General features: G+C 74.8%; 11 protein-coding genes. 4 read left to right on the top strand and 7 right to left on the bottom strand.

Annotation, left to right across the window (positions count from 1 at the left end; genetic code table 11):
- Positions 1 to 31: 31 nt before the first annotated feature.
- The 6 genes from ACIPXM_RS20600 to ACIPXM_RS20575 form a co-directional block, all read right to left on the bottom strand.
- Positions 32 to 940: a PfkB family carbohydrate kinase gene (locus ACIPXM_RS20600; RefSeq protein ID WP_401657321.1), complete on the bottom strand. Its 909-nt coding sequence runs from the start codon at positions 938 to 940 to the stop codon at positions 32 to 34.
- Positions 931 to 1,920: a zinc-dependent alcohol dehydrogenase family protein gene (locus tag ACIPXM_RS20595; protein ID WP_401657319.1), complete on the bottom strand. Its 990-nt coding sequence runs from the start codon at positions 1,918 to 1,920 to the stop codon at positions 931 to 933. The genes ACIPXM_RS20600 and ACIPXM_RS20595 overlap by 10 nt, the downstream gene beginning before the upstream one ends.
- The gene (locus tag ACIPXM_RS20590; protein ID WP_401657317.1) at positions 1,917 to 2,801 is read right to left on the bottom strand and encodes a carbohydrate ABC transporter permease; all 885 of its coding nucleotides are present in this window, start codon (positions 2,799 to 2,801) and stop codon (positions 1,917 to 1,919) included. Before ACIPXM_RS20590 ends, ACIPXM_RS20595 begins: the two co-directional genes overlap by 4 nt.
- Positions 2,798 to 3,787 (bottom strand): carbohydrate ABC transporter permease, encoded by a 990-nt coding sequence (locus tag ACIPXM_RS20585; protein WP_401657315.1) that lies wholly within the window; start codon positions 3,785 to 3,787, stop codon positions 2,798 to 2,800. The genes ACIPXM_RS20590 and ACIPXM_RS20585 overlap by 4 nt, the downstream gene beginning before the upstream one ends.
- A complete protein-coding gene (locus ACIPXM_RS20580) occupies positions 3,784 to 5,175 on the bottom strand; it encodes an ABC transporter substrate-binding protein (protein WP_401657313.1) in 1,392 nt (463 codons plus the stop codon). The genes ACIPXM_RS20585 and ACIPXM_RS20580 overlap by 4 nt, the downstream gene beginning before the upstream one ends.
- A gap of 185 nt (positions 5,176 to 5,360) precedes the next feature.
- Positions 5,361 to 6,158 (bottom strand): DeoR/GlpR family DNA-binding transcription regulator, encoded by a 798-nt coding sequence (locus ACIPXM_RS20575; protein WP_401657430.1) that lies wholly within the window; start codon positions 6,156 to 6,158, stop codon positions 5,361 to 5,363.
- Positions 6,159 to 6,461: 303 nt separating this feature from the next.
- On the opposite strand from ACIPXM_RS20575, the gene ACIPXM_RS20570 reads away from it, so the two are divergent.
- Entirely contained in the window at positions 6,462 to 7,280 is an 819-nt protein-coding gene (locus tag ACIPXM_RS20570; protein ID WP_401657311.1) for a DeoR/GlpR family DNA-binding transcription regulator, read from the top strand.
- Between the two features lie 104 nt (positions 7,281 to 7,384).
- Here ACIPXM_RS20570 and ACIPXM_RS20565 read toward each other — a convergent pair whose 3' ends face one another.
- Positions 7,385 to 7,669, bottom strand: a complete 285-nt coding sequence (locus ACIPXM_RS20565; protein WP_401657309.1) for a hypothetical protein — start codon at positions 7,667 to 7,669, stop codon at positions 7,385 to 7,387.
- A gap of 364 nt (positions 7,670 to 8,033) precedes the next feature.
- Here ACIPXM_RS20565 and ACIPXM_RS20560 point away from each other — a divergent pair, with 364 nt between their 5' ends.
- The 3 genes from ACIPXM_RS20560 to ACIPXM_RS20550 all read left to right on the top strand — a co-directional run bounded on the left by ACIPXM_RS20560 (position 8,034) and on the right by ACIPXM_RS20550 (position 14,160).
- On the top strand, positions 8,034 to 10,292 hold the full coding sequence (locus ACIPXM_RS20560; RefSeq protein WP_401657428.1) for an ATP-binding protein: 2,259 nt from the start codon (positions 8,034 to 8,036) through the stop codon (positions 10,290 to 10,292).
- A gap of 180 nt (positions 10,293 to 10,472) precedes the next feature.
- On the top strand, positions 10,473 to 11,156 hold the full coding sequence (locus ACIPXM_RS20555) for an alpha/beta fold hydrolase (RefSeq protein WP_401657307.1): 684 nt from the start codon (positions 10,473 to 10,475) through the stop codon (positions 11,154 to 11,156).
- An 88-nt stretch (positions 11,157 to 11,244) separates the two neighbouring features.
- Positions 11,245 to 14,160 carry an ATP-binding protein gene (locus ACIPXM_RS20550; RefSeq protein WP_401657305.1) on the top strand — a complete coding sequence of 972 codons (2,916 nt, stop codon included), beginning with the start codon at positions 11,245 to 11,247 and terminating at the stop codon, positions 14,158 to 14,160.
- Positions 14,161 to 14,291: the final 131 nt, after the last annotated feature.

Genomic DNA, 14,291 nt, shown 5'->3' with positions numbered 1-14,291 from the left:
CCCACGACCGGCCCTGAGCACCGCCCCGTCGTTACGCCCCGGCCAGCGCCGCCGCCGCGACCCGTGCCGCCTGCTCCAGGGCCTCGCGGGCCCCGTGGGCGGTCACGGCGGCCGCACCACCGGTCCGCAGCGTCCCCTCGCGCAGCAGTGCCGCCAGGGCCGCCGCCGTGAACGCGTCGCCCGCCCCGATGGTGTCGGCCACGGCCACCGGCACGGCCGGTACGGAGACCTGGGACCCGCCCGGCAGGAAGGCCGTGCTGCCCCGCGCGCCCCGGGTCAGCAGGACCAGTCGGCCCCCCGCGGCCAGTGCCCGGCAGGACGTCTCCGGCGGATCGCCGGGCCACAGCAGGGCGGCGTCCTCGTCGCTGACCTTCACGACGTGCCCGAGCACGCACAGCTCGCGCAGGCGGCGCGGGCCGCTCGCCGGGTCGAGGGTGCGGTCCGCGCGGACGTTGGGGTCCACGACGAGCACCGAGTGGCGGGCCGCCGCCCGGGCCGTCGCGAGGACGCCCGCGCGGGCCGGGGCCACGACCGCGGCCAGACCGCCCGCGTACACGGCGGAGAAGTCCCCCGGCCGGACCTCGACGGAGCCCAGCGCGAAGGTGGCGGTGTCCTGGAGGTGGAAGTGGTAGCGCGTCCCGTCCGGCGCCGGGTCCGCGACCGCCAGCGCGGTCGGCCGGGGGGAGTGCCCGCAGCGGCCGAGCTCCACGCCGGAGGAACGCAGCCGCCGTTCGTTGGCGCGGCCGAACGCGTCGTCGCCGAACGTGCCGGCGAACACGGTGCGCACCCCCAGCCGGGCCAGCCGCACCGCCACGTTCGCTGGCGCCCCTCCGGGGCGCGGCAGCAGCGCGCCGCCGGGCTCCGGCACGAGGTCGGTCAGGGCCTCGCCGACGACGAGGACCGGGGCCTCACCCGCCCGGACGGCACCGCTCACGGACACACCACGATCTTGCGGCCCAGGCCGGCCGCGAACCGCTCCATGGCCTCGGGATACCGCTCCAGCGGCAGCCGGTCGCTGATGAAGACGGCCGGGTCGAGGACGCCGGAGGCGAAGAGGGCGGCGGCCCGCTCGAAGCTGTGCAGCACGGCCATCGAGCCGGTGACGGTGATCTCCTGGTTGTAGATCCGGTACGGCTCGATGACGGCGGTCGTCGCGTAGTCGGCCACGCCGAACTGGAGGAACGTACCGCCCTTCGCGACCCGGCCCAGACCGTCCTGGATGGCCGCGGCGTTGCCCGTCGCGTCGACGACCACGTCCCAGCCGCCGTCCCGATCCAGCGCGGCGGCCGTCGCGGCGGTGCCGGAGACCCCCAGCAGGTGCGCGGTGGCCAGGCGGTCGGGGTTGACGTCGACGACGTCGACGGTGGCGGCCCCGGTGCGCTTGGCCAGCTCCAGCATCATCAGCCCCATGGTGCCCGAGCCGTAGATCAGCACCTGCGCGCCGAGGGTGCCGCTGAGCACGTCGTAGCCGCGCACCGCGCAGGACAGCGGCTCGATCAGCGCGGCGTCGCGGGCGTCGACGTGCTCGGGCAGGCGCACACAGTTCGCGACGGGCGCGACGGCGTACTCGGCCGCCCCGCCCGGCACGGTGACCCCGATGGCCGCCCACCGGTCGCAGAGATTGCCGCGGCCCGCGCGACAGAAGCGGCACTCGTGGCACGGCAGCGAGGGGTCGACCGCGACCTGGTCGCCGACGGCCAGCTCCGTCACCTCCGCGCCGAGCGCGACGACCTCGCCCGCGAACTCGTGCCCCGGGACGATCGGCAGGGTGGGTGCGAACTCGCCCCGCAGGATGTGCAGATCGGTCCCGCACAGTCCGCACGCGGCCACCGCGACGACCACGTCACGGGGTCCGGGCGCGGGGTCGGGGAGCGAGGTGACCGACACCTTGCCGGGCGCCTCGACGATCGCTGCCCTCATTTGACGGCTCCAAGGGAGAGGCCCTGGACCAGCTTGTCCTGGGCGGCGAAACCGGCGGCGAGCACCGGCAGGGACACGACGACCGAGGCGGCGCACAGCTGGGCGAGGAACAGGCCCTGGCTGGTCACGAACCCGGTCAGGAAGACGGGCGCGGTCTGCGCGGTGACCCCGGTCAGGACCCGGGCGAACAGCATTTCGTTCCAGCTGAAGATGAAGCAGATCAACGCGGTGGCCGCGATGCCCGGCGCGGCGACGGGCGCGACGATCCGGACCAGGACCGTCGGCAGCCGTGCCCCGTCCACCTGCGCCGCCTCGATGATCGACACCGGTACGTCGGCCAGGAACGACTGGAGCATCCAGACCGCGATCGGCAGGTTCATCGAGGTGTACAGGACGACCAGGAGCCAGATGTTGTCGAGCATCCCGGCGTTCTTCGCGAACAGGTACACCGGCAGCAGACCGGCCACCGCCGGCAGCATCTTCGTGGACAGGAAGAAGAACATCACGTCGGTCCACTTGCGGACCGGCCGGATCGACAGCGCGTACGCCGCAGGCAGCGCGAGCACCAGCACGAGCAAGGTGGAACAGACGCTCGCCGTCGTCGAGTTGATCAGCGGTGGCCAGGGATCGACGCCCCCTCCGGCGCCGAAGAACGCACGGTACGCGTCCAGGGTGAGGGCCGCGCCCAGCGACGGCGGACTGGTCGCCGCGTCCGGCTCGGAGTGCAGCGAGGTCAGCACCATCCAGGCGGCCGGCAGGCAGAACAGGATTCCGGCGCACCAGGCGACCAGACCGAGCCGGGCCGAGCGGCGCCGGGCCCGGCGGGCCGCCGGGGGGAGCGCGTGACGCGTGGCGGGGGGCACGGGGGCGAGCACGGTCATCGGCGGTTCACCTCTTCGTCGAACAGGGACGAGACCACCCGCAGCGCGAACGTGGCGATCACGATCGTCCCGATCACGACGAGCACGCCGGCCGCCGAGGCCAGTCCGTACTCGTGGGCCTGGTAGAACGTCTGGTAGATGGTGTACGGCAGGTTGGCGGTGCCGAGGCCGCCCGAGGTGATGGTGAACACCGCGTCGAAGTTCTGCACGATGTGGATCGAGCCCAGCAGCACCCCGAGTTCGAGGTAGCGGCGCAGGTGCGGCAGGGTCACGTAGCGGAACATCTGCGGTCCGGACACCCCGTCGAGCCGCGCCGCCTCCATCACCTCCTGCGGCCTGCTCTGCAGCCCCGCCAGCAGGATCAGCATCATGAACGGCGTCCACTGCCACACCAGCGCCGCGACGACGGCGAGCAGCGGCATGTCCGAGATCCAGTCGGGCTGCGCGGGTGCGCCGTCGCCGAAGAGCCCGGCGATCCAGCTCCACGTCCCGTTGAGGAGTCCGTACTCCGGGTTGTACAGGGCGTGCTTCCACAGCAGCGCCGCGGAGACCGGGACCAGCAGGAACGGCGTGATCATCAGGGTGCGGACGATGCCCCGGCCGCGGAAGGTCCGGTCCATGAGCAGCGCGAGCAGCAGCCCGAGGAGCACGGACGCCAGGACCACGCCGACGGTCAGGACGACGGTGGTGAGGACGGACTCGCGCAGGGCGGGATCGGTCACCACCGTCCGGTAGTTCGCGAACCAGCTGAGCCGCCGGGCGTCCGGGTCCAGCGAGTTCCAGTCGAAGAGCGAGATCACCAGTGTGGCCACGAAGGGCAGTTGGGTGACGCAGATCAGGAACACCAGGGCGGGCAGCAGGGGCGCGCGCGTCGCCCACGCCACCGCCCGGCCCGGGCCCGTGGCGCGCCTCGCCGGCCCGGCGGGCCGGGGCCGGCCCGCCACCGGCGGCGGGGCGTTCACGGTGGTGCGCGCCGACGTCGTCACCGGTACTCCTCCGCGACCTTCTCGGCGAGCGCCTGGCCCTTCGCCAGGGCCTCGTCGACGGACTGACGGCCCGCGATGGCGGCGCTGATCTCCTGCGAGACCTTCGTGCCCAGGTCGGTGAACTCGGGGATGCCGACGAACTGGATGCCGGGCGCGGGGCGTTCCTGCACGCCCGGGGCGTCCGGACGGGCGGACGCGATGGCCCGCAGGGTCACGTCGGAGAAGGCCGCCGACGCCTCCTTGTACCGAGGGTCGCGGTAGGTGGACGCCCGCTTGCCGGCCGGGACGTCGGCCCAGCCGACCTGCTCGCCGACCAGCCGCTCGTACTCCTTGCCCGAGGCCCAGGAGATGAACTTCCAGGCGCTGTCGGACTTCTTCGATGCCTTCTGGATGCCCCAGGCCCAGGTGTACAGCCAGCCCGAACTCTCCGTCCGGTCGACCGGGGCCTGCACGTATCCGATCTTCCCCCGCACGGGGGAGTCCTTCGCCTCCAAGGAGCCGGCGGCGGCGGTCGCGTCGTACCACATGGCCGTCTTGCCCTGGGTGAGGCTGTTCAGGCACTCGGCGTACCCGGCCTGGGGAGCGCCCGCCTCGCCGTGCTCGCGCACCAGGTCCACGTAGAACGAGGTGGCCTTCCTGAACTCCGGCGCGGTCAGCCGGGGCTGCCAGTCCTTGGTGAACCAGGTGCCGCCCATGGTGTTCACCACGGTCGTCAGCGGGGCCGTGAGCTCGCCCCAGCCGGGCAGCCCCCGCAGACAGATGCCCTTCATCCCCGGCTTCGCGCCGTCCACCTGGGCCGCGAGGCCGGCGACCTGCTGCCAGGTCGGGCGTTCCGGCATGGTGAGGCCCTTGGCCGCGAAGACGTCCTCGCGGTACATGAGGAAGGACGACTCGCCGTAGAACGGCTCGGCGTACAGCTTGCCGTCGGCGGCGGTCAGGGACTTGGTGAGCGGCGGCAGGACGTCCGCCTGGTCGAAGGCGGCGTCCCGGGCGACGTACGTGTCGAGGGCGTGCAGCCAGCCGTTCTTGGCGTAGACGGGCACCTCGAAGTTGCTGACGGTCGCCACGTCGTACTGGCCGGCCTGGTTGGCGAAGTCCTGGCTGATCTTGTCGCGGACGTCGTTCTCGGGCAGCACCGTGAAGTTGACCTGGATCCCGGTCTCCTTGGTGAAGTGCGCGGCGGTCAGCTTCTGCAACTGCACCATCTGCGGGTTGTTCACCATGAGGACGTCGAGGGTGTCGCCGTCGGCGGACGAGGCGCCGCCGGCCCCGCTGCAGGCGGCGAGGAGCGCTCCGGCGAGGCCGACCGCCGCGACGCGGACGCCGAGGGCACGCCGTCGGCCGCGGGACAGGTCACGGGGAGGACGGGGAGGACGGGGGACAGGCATGGCGGACTCCTGCGAGTGGCTGCTGCGGGTGACGGGGAGGGGTGAAACGCATCGGATCGGATCTGAACGGAACACAAGGGAAGGAAGGGGAACGCAGTTGAACGGATCGGAAGGATGTGCAACGAAACGGAATGGATCGGATCAGGTCGGACCGGAACCGAATCGGTGAGGGCGGCGGTGACCGCTCAGACCCGGATGACCTGCGGGCCGAGCAGGGAGTAGCGGTGTGCCTCGGTCGGCGACAGGCCGGTGTCGGTGACGATCGCCTCGACGTCCCGGACCTCCGCGAACCGACAGAACCCGGTGACGCCGAACTTGGTGTGCGCGCCGACCAGGACCTGGCGCCGGGACCCGCGCACGGCATGCCGTTTGACCTCGGCGACCGCCGGGTCGGGGGTGGTGAGGCCGTGCTCCCGGGAGATGCCGTTGGCGCCGACGAAGCACAGGTCGAGGACGAGGCCGGCGAGCGTCCGGGACGTCCAGGGGCCGACCGTCGCGAGCGTCCCGGGCCGGAGCCGGCCGCCGAGCAGCAGGACCGTGGCCCGCTCCGCGTCGCTCAGGGCGTGCGCCACCGCGAGGGAGGCGGTGACCACGGTCAGCGGGCGGTCGCGGGGGAACGCGCCGGCGATCAGCAGCGGGGTGAAGCCCTCGTCGACGAAGACCGTCTCCGCGTCGCCGAGCAGCCGCACGGCCGCCTGGGCGATGCGCTTCTTCTGCGGGACGTTGCGGGTGGTGCGCTCCACGAGGGTCGTCTCGAAGCCGGCGCTCTCCACCGGCCGCGCGCCCCCGCGACTGCGGCGGACGAACCCCCTCCGCTCCAGCGCGCGCAGATCGCGGCGGATCGTCTCCCGGGCGACGGAGAACTGTTCGGCGAGCCGCGCCACCTCCACGGCACCCGACCCCCGGATGATCCCGAGGACCCTGCGTCGTCGCTCCTGGGTGTCCACGCCGTCGCCACCGCACCTTCCACCAGCCTTGTGCATCATGCCCGTTCGGGCCCGGTGGGATGTTTGTACTCGGGCTCCGGCAGCACTGACCAGGCTGTTCGAGGCGCGCTTCCTGCCCGTTCCTGCCCGCGCGCCCGACGGTGTCCGCGCAGGTCACGACGGTCGCGGTGGGTGGCGCGGGGCGTCGTGCCGCCCGTTTGCGGGGGAACGGCGCCCACGTGGTGCCCGGTTGCCCGAACGGGCAGGCGGACGCCGCCGCGCGTTCTGGGCCATTCTGCCGATGTGCGCCGGGCGGCCCGGGCCCGATCATGGTGCGGCGTCGGGCCGTTCAGGCGATCCATGAGGCCCCGGAAGCCCGACCCGGGACCTTCCCCGCCACGAGAGAAGGAGTGCGCTGTGACATCGGAGGAGCGGCGCCGGGCGATCCTGACACAGGCCCGGCACGAAGGCGTCGTGCAGGTGACGGCTTTGGCCGCGGGTTTCGCGGTCTCCGTGGAGACGGTACGGCGCGACCTGCGGATCCTGGAGGACCACGGGATGGTACGGCGCACGCACGGCGGCGCGCATCCGGTGGAGAGCGCCGGGTTCGAGACGACACTGGAGGCCCGGACCGCCCGCCACGTGCCGCAGAAGATCCGGATCGCGCGGGCCGCCGCCGGACTGCTCGGGGCGGCGGAGACCGTCTTCGTGGACGAGGGGTTCACCCCGCAGCTCATCGCTCAGGAGCTGCCCGAGGACCGCCCGCTCACCGTCATCACGGCCTCCCTCACCACCGCCGGCGTGATGGCCGCGCGCGACCGGGTGCAGGTGCTGCTGCTCGGCGGCCGGGTGCGGGGCGGGACGCTCGCCACGGTGGACCACTGGGCCACCGAGATGCTGGCCGGCTTCGTCGTCGACCTCGCCTACATGGGTGCCAACGGGATCTCCCGCGAGTACGGGCTCACCACCCCGGACCCCGTTGTGGGCGAGGTGAAGGCCCAGGCGGTGCGCTCGGCCCGGCGCCGCGTCCTGGCCGGGGTCCACACCAAGTTCGGGGCGGTCGGCTTCTGCCGGTTCGCCGAGGTCCGCGACTTCGAGGCGATCGTGACCGACACCGCACTGCCCGCGACGGAGGCGCACCGCTACTCGCTGCTGGGGCCGCAGGTGATCCGGGTGTAGCGGGTGCCAGGGGGCCTCGGCCGCCCGCGGGGGTGCTTGCGGGGGCGCCCTGTGGCGCGTCCTCGGGGCTGCCCGGAGAGTGCCCCCGGGCAGTGCGGGGCCGGTCAGACGGCCGTGACGGCGTAGGCCCAGCGCGGGTTCGGCTGCAGGGGCAGCTCCGGCACGGGTTCGTCCGGACGGCGGCGCCGGTCGAGCGCCCGGGCGATGCCGAGCAGCTCCCGTGCCTCGGCCTCGGCCGCCGGGCCCTCGGCGCCCGCCGCGACGGTACGGGCCCGCCGCAGCCACGCGAGGCACTCGGGCGAACAGCAGGGCCGGAGCCGTTCGGTCCGGCCGATCGTCCGGCCACGGGGGAAGCGGCAGCCGGAGCGCCTGCACCTGCGATCGATCATCGACTGTTCCAATCCGTCAGGCTGGAGGAGAGCGCGAACTCGGGCCCGTGCCGGGCCGGGTGGCGGCCGGGGCGGGGCGCGGGGGTGCCGGAGGGTGCGGCGACGGCGGGCCCGGGAGCGCGCCGCGGCGGCGCCGTACCTCGTGCGCACCGCGGGGTCGTCGTACTCGGCGAGGCGGCGGCGCCCTCGCCCGCCGCGTGGCGGCGGAACATCCGGGGCGGCCCTCGGCCGTGACCTCAGCGTAACGCACACCCGCGGGTCCGCATCCCTCGCTCAACGGGCATATCCATGGCTCTGGTTGGTTAGGCTGTACGGCGCCCGGGTCCGACGCATCGGGCAACTCGACGCATGAGGAGCGCATCCCATCGCCGCCACACCCCGCCTGGCCGAACTGCTCCGCCGGCATCGGCAGTCGGCCCACCTGACGCTCGAACAGCTCGCCGAGCTCTCCGGTGTCAGCGCCCGCACCCTCTCCGACGTGGAACGCGGACGGAGCAAAGGCCCCCGGCACCGTACCGTCGTCGCCCTCGCGGACGCCCTCGCGCTCGACCCGTCCGCCCGGAGGAGGCTCGTCGAACTGGCCCGCGACGGGCGCCTCCAGGACCGGTGGGCCAGCCCCACCGGCCTGTGCGAACTACCTCCGGGCGTAGGCGACTTCACCGGACGCGACAGCGAACTCGACTGGACGGAGCGGCTCTTCACGGACGAGCGTCCGGAGGACGATGCCTTCGCGGGACTCGTCACCGGGCCCGCCGGTCTGGGCAAGACCACGTTCGCCGTGCACGTCGGGCACACCCTGCAACCGCACTTCCCGCACGGAGTGTTCTTCGTCGACCTCTTCGGCATGTCCGCCCGCCCGCTGCCCCCGGAACAGGCCCTGGCGACGCTGCTCGGCGCCCTCGGCGTCCCCGAGCAGCAGATCCCCGCCGACCCCGGTGAGGCCGCCGCCCTGTACGGGGCGCGGCTCGCGGAGCGGCGCGTGCTGGTCGTCCTCGACAACGCCGCCTCGGCGGAACAGGTCCGCCCGCTCCTGCCGTCCGGCGGCCGGGGCCGGGCCCTGGTCACGAGCCGCCGCCTGCTGGGTGGCCTGGCCGGGGTGCGCCGCCTCGGCCTGGGCCCGCTGCCCCTGGCCGACACCACCCGGCTGCTGGCCGGCATCACCAGCGACCGGGGTGCCCCGGACGCCGCCCCGGTGCTCGGCCGGCTGGCCGAACTGTGCGGGGGGCTGCCGCTCGCCGTGCGGATCGTCGGCAACCGGCTGGTCAGCCGCCCCGCGTGGAGCGCGGCCGATCTCGTCCTGCGGCTGTCCGACGAGGAGGGCCGGCTCGACCAGCTGAAGGCAGGGGACCTGCGGATCGCCACCGCCTTCGGCATGTCGTACGAGCAACTGGCTCCGCCCGCACGCCGGATGTTCCGTCGGCTGGCCCTGCTCACGGGTCACGACTTCGACCCCGCCCTCGCCTCGGTCGTCGCCGGGACCACCGTCGAGGACGCCTGGGACGTGCTCGACGAACTCATCGACCTCGGCCTGCTCCAGGACACCGGGGCGGGCCGCCACCGCTTCCACGACCTGGTCGGACTGTTCGCCCGCGAGCGGCTCCGGGCCGAGGACCCGGCACCCGAGCGGGAGGCGGCCGCCGCGCGTACGACGTCCTGGCTGCTGCGGATGGCCACCACTGCCGGGCGCTGGTTCGAATCGGCCGACGGCCGCCCCCGGCGGCCCGACGCCGACCTCGTCGGGCTGACCACCGAGGAGGCCGCCGACCAGTGGCTGCGCGCCAACGTGGACAACTGGCTGGGCGCGCTCGCGACGGCGGCCGGCGAAGGCCGCCACGCCGACGTCCTGGAATGCTCGGAGGCACTCCACTGGTACTCCGACCGCTGGATGCACGCGGCGCACTGGCACGAGGTCTTCACCCGCGGAGTGGACGCCGCCGTCGCCCTCGGCGACCCGGTCCGGCAGGCCCACCAGCTCAACTCCCTCGCCTGGGTCCACCTGCTGCCACGGGACGACCCGCGGACCGCACTGCGCTACTCGGAGGAGGCCCGGGTGCTCGCCGAACGCGCCGGATCGACCGCCCAGCGCGCCGCCGCGCTCCACAACGCCGGTGGTGCCCTGCGCCGGCTGGGGCGGCTCGACGAGGCCACCGAGGCGGAGACCCGGGCGGCCGAGTCGTTCCGGGCCGTCGGCGACCTGGACTCCTACTGCCAGTGCCTCGGCGCCCTCGGCACCTGCCTGCGCGACGCGGGACGGCACGCCGAGGCGCTGCGGAGCTACCTCGACCTGTCCGCCCTGGTCGCCGATCCCGAATCGGGCGTGCGGCCGAGCGTGGCGACGCTGATCCGCCCGATCGCGCTGGCCCGTGCCGGCGAGTGCCTGGGCCTGCTCGGACGCCGCGCCGAAGCCATCGCGCGGACCGAGGAGGCGATCGACCTGATGGAGGGGGCCCGGCTGCCCGTCCCGCAGGCCACCGCCCTGCGGACCCTGGCGTCCCTGCTGGCCGAGGACGGCCGGGCAGCCGAGAGCGGACGCGCGTACGCCCGGGCGGCCGAGGTGTTCGACGCGATCGGCGACGCGGAATCCGCCGACCGCTGCCGCGATCTGGCGGCCCCGGCCCCCTGACCCACCGCGTCCCGCTCCCGGTGCCGGTGCCGGTGCCGGCCGCGGCGGACACCGGCACGCGGATGCCGGCGCGCGCAAGTTCTGCGTGTTGTTCTGCGTGGTCCCCGAGCGGCCCGGCCCGTTGACTTGAGGCACCGGACGGGCCTGTGGACGGCGCGTCCCCCACCCCCGGGAGGGCGCGTGTCGACCATCGGGAACATCGTGCTCGTGCACGGCGGCTTCGTCGACGGATCGGGCTGGCGGGGCGTCCACGCCGAGCTCGCCGGGGACGGATTCCACGTCCGGGTCGTCCAGAACCCGACGCTCTCGCTCCGCGACGACGTCGCGGCCACCCGGGACGTGCTCGACGCGCTCGACGGCCCGGCCGTCCTCGTGGGGCACTCCTACGGCGGGGTCGTCGTCACGGAGGCGGGCATCCACCCGAACGTCGCCGCCCTCGCGTACGTCGCCGCCTTCGCCCCCGACCGCGGCGAGTCCGCCGGAACCCTGCTCGCGGCCCCGCCCCTGGACGCTCCGCAGCCGCCGCTGCGGACCCGGCGGGACGGCGCACTGCTCCTGGACCGCGACCGCTTCCACGAGGCGTTCGCGGCCGACCTGCCCGCTCGGCGGACGGCGTTCATGGCCGACGCGCAGGTCCCCTGGGGCGTGGCCGCCGTCGGCGGTGTGGTCACCGAACCGGCGTGGCGGCACCGGACCAGCTGGTACCTGGTCGCCACCGAGGACCGCGTGATCCCGCCGGCCGCCCAGCGGGCCATGGCCCGCCGCGCCGGCTCCACCGTCGTAGAGGCCATCGGCAGCCACGCCCTCCACGTCGCGCAGCCGGCCGCGGTCGCGGACCTCGTCCGCGAGGCCGCCGGCTGCTGAGCGCGCTCCCCCTTCCAGGGCCCCCGGGCGCCGCCCCGTCCCGCCCGGCCTTCTCCCCGCCACTCCTACCGTCGCTTGCAGGTGAACCATGATCGACCTCACCCGGATGACCTCCCCCCTCACCCCCGCGGCGGCCGCCATCGTGTCCGCCGCCGGATCGCCCGCTCCCACCGCGGCCGGCCCCGCCTCCGCGATCCCGGCCGGACAGCCCGCCGGGCTCGTCGGGCGCGCGGCCGAACTGGCCCTGGTCGACAGGCTCCTGACCGAGGCGACGACACGCAGCGCCGCCCTGTTACTGACCGGCGCCGCCGGAGTCGGCAAGAGCGCGCTGCTCGACACCGCCGCCCGCCGCGCCGAAGCCCGCGGCTTCCGAGTCGTACGAGCCGCCGGGGCACGCTTCGACCGGCACGTCGGCTACGCCGGCCTGAACCAGATCCTGCTTCCGCTCGCCTCCGAGCTCGACCTCCTCCCGGCGCGGCAGGCCCGCACGCTCCGCGCCATCCTGGGACTCGTCCCCGGCGCTCCGGACGAACTGCCCGCCGTCGCCCACTCCCTACGGGAACTGCTGTTCCGCGTCGGCGGCGCCCGCGGCCCGCTGGCCCTGATCGTCGACGACTTCGCGTGGCTGGACCGCCCCAGCGCCGCCGTCCTGGGGACCGTCGCCCGGCAGACCGGCATCGCCAGCCTGGCGATGCTCGCCGCCTCCCGCCCGGACCCGGCCCTGCTCTGCGAGACGGGCGCGCGCACGCACGAACTGGCACCCCTCGACCGGAAGTCGGCCGCCCGACTCGTGGCCGAACGATCCCCCGACCTGACCCCCACGGTTCGCCGCAGGCTCCTCGCGGAGGCCGGCGGCAACCCCCTCGCACTGCTGGAACTCCCCGCGTCGCTGAGCGTCGCGCAGCGCACCGAGCGACGCGCCCTGCCCGCGCTCCTGCCGCTCACCGATCGCCTGCGGACCGCCTTCGCCGAACGGGTCGGAGCCCTGCCGGAACCCACGCGCAGGCTGCTCCTCCTCGCCGTCCTCGACGATACGGGGGACCTGCGCACCCTGTCCCGGGCCTGCGGCGAACCGGGCACCCCCGCCGCCCTGGCACCTGCCGAGAACGGGGGGCTCGTCCGGGTCGACGCCCACGCCGGCCGTCTCGTCTTCGGGCACCCGCTGACCCGGTCGGCCGTCATGGAACTCTCCACCGGCGCCGAACGCCGCTGGGCCCACCGGACGCTCGCCGAGGTGCTTCCGGACGGATCGGCCGGCCGCGCCCTGCACCTGGCGGGCGCCACCGTCGGACCCGACGAGCGGGTGGCGCGCCTCGTGCACGACGCGGCCCACACCACCCTGCGCCGGGGCGACGCCGCCGGCGCGGTCGCCGCCCTGCTGCGGGCCGCCGAACTCAGCGGCTCCGACACCCGCAGGGGGCGCAGGCTCGCCGAAGCGGCCTGCCTGAGCGCCACCGCCACCGGCGACCTGCGCACCGCACGCGTACTCCTGGACGACGCCGCGGCCCTCGATCCATCGGGCGCGACGTCCCCGGCCGCGGCGGCGGCCGCCGCCGGTGAACTCCTCCACCGTGACGGCGACGCGGACGGCGCCCACCGGCTGCTGGTCGGCGCCGTCACCGGTCATGTCCCGGCGACCCCGGCCGACGCGGTCATGCTGCGCGAAGCCCTCCACATCCTGCTGGCGGTGTGCGCGGCCGACGGACGCCCCGAGCTGTGGCAGGCCTTCGACACCGTCCTCGGTCAGGCCGCCCCGCACGTCACCGACCCGCTGCTGCCGCTGCTCCGGGCCACCATCGGCGATCCGGTGCACGCGGCCCGGCCCGAACAGGCCCGGCTCGACCGGCTCGTCTCCGGGCTCCACCAGCAGGCCGATCCCACGCTGATCGTCCGCGTCGCAGCCTGCGCCGGCTACGTCGACCGGCTCCCCGACTGCCGCGCCGCCCTGCGGCGCGTCGTCGACGCCGGCCGCGGCACGGGGCCCGTGGCCGCGGCCGTACCGGCCCTCCTGCTGCTCTCCGACGATGCCTACGCCACGGGGCGTTGGGACGAGGTCGCGGAACTCACCGAGGACGCGCTGCGCCGCTGCGCCTCCCACGACGACCGGCTCCAGGCCTGGAACGGGCGCGTCCACCAGGGTCTGCTCGCCGCCGCCCGCGGCGATGACGAGGGCGCCCGGGGCGTCGCCGACCGCCTCGCCTCCTGGAGCAACCCCCGCGGCCTCGGCGCGCTGCGCGTCCACTCCGCCCACATCAAGGCCCTGTCCGCGCTGGGCCGCGCCGACTTCGAGAGCGCCTACCGGCATCTGGCGCCGTTCGTCCCGGCCGGGTGCCCCGCCCCGCACGTCCCGCACCTCCTGCGGCTGGTCTGGGACTTCACCGAGGCGGCGACTCGCACCGGCCGGCACGCCGAGGCGGCGGTCCTCCTGACCGGCCTGCGGGACGCGGGTGTCCCCGCCCTCTCGCCGCGGCTGGAGATGACCGTACGGGCGGCGACCGCGCTGGCCGACCCGAACGGCGTCGACCGCACGCTGTTCGACCGGGCCGTCGCCACCCCCGGGGCGGAACGCTGGCCCTTCGACCTGGCCCGGATCCGCCTGGGCTACGGCGAGCGCCTGCGCAGGGCGCAAGCGTCCGTGGCGGCCCGCCCCCACCTGGAGGCCGCCCTGAGCACCTTCGAGCGGCTGGGCGCGGTCCCGTGGAGCGCCCGCGCCGCGGGCGAGCTGCGGGCCAGCGGCCAGGCACCCGTCCCGGCCACGGCCACCGCGCGGGCCGAGGCGCCGCTCACCCCGCAGGAGTGGCAGACCGCCCAGCTCGCCGCCACCGGCCTCAGCAACAAGCAGATAGCCGCCCAGCTCTTCCTCTCCCACCGGACCGTGGCCGCCCACCTGCGCGGCGCGTTCCGCAAGCTGGACATCACCTCGCGCGGCGCCCTGCGCGACGCTCTGGGCGGTCTCCCCACCCCGTCCGGGAACGCCCCGGACACCGGTAACCGTCCTTTCTAGGTCATTCGGTCGAAGCCGGCCCAGGCCACCGCCGCCTACCGTGGAACGACCGGGAGACCCGCGACGCGCCACCCGCGCGGCGGCCCCGTCCATGCCGTTCAGTGCCGGACAGCGCTGCAGGAGAGAGGCGA

Source organism: Streptomyces sp. NPDC090025 (assembly GCF_044748125.1).
Classification (GTDB): Bacteria; Actinomycetota; Actinomycetes; order Streptomycetales; family Streptomycetaceae; genus Streptomyces.
This window is presented reverse-complemented; position numbering and strand designations above follow the sequence as displayed.

Bases quoted from the DNA above. Each gene is read 5' to 3' on its own strand.
- ACIPXM_RS20595 (WP_401657319.1), bottom strand. From the start codon at position 1,920: ATGAGGGCAGCGATCGTCGAGGCGCCCGGCAAGGTGTCGGTCACCTCG.
- ACIPXM_RS20590 (WP_401657317.1), bottom strand. From the start codon at position 2,801: ATGACCGTGCTCGCCCCCGTGCCCCCCGCCACGCGTCACGCGCTCCCC.
- ACIPXM_RS20580 (WP_401657313.1), bottom strand. From the start codon at position 5,175: ATGCCTGTCCCCCGTCCTCCCCGTCCTCCCCGTGACCTGTCCCGCGGC.
- ACIPXM_RS20575 (WP_401657430.1), bottom strand. From the start codon at position 6,158: ATGCACAAGGCTGGTGGAAGGTGCGGTGGCGACGGCGTGGACACCCAG.
- ACIPXM_RS20570 (WP_401657311.1), top strand. From the start codon at position 6,462: ATGAGGCCCCGGAAGCCCGACCCGGGACCTTCCCCGCCACGAGAGAAG.
- ACIPXM_RS20565 (WP_401657309.1), bottom strand. From the start codon at position 7,669: ATGATCGATCGCAGGTGCAGGCGCTCCGGCTGCCGCTTCCCCCGTGGC.
- ACIPXM_RS20550 (WP_401657305.1), top strand. From the start codon at position 11,245: ATGATCGACCTCACCCGGATGACCTCCCCCCTCACCCCCGCGGCGGCC.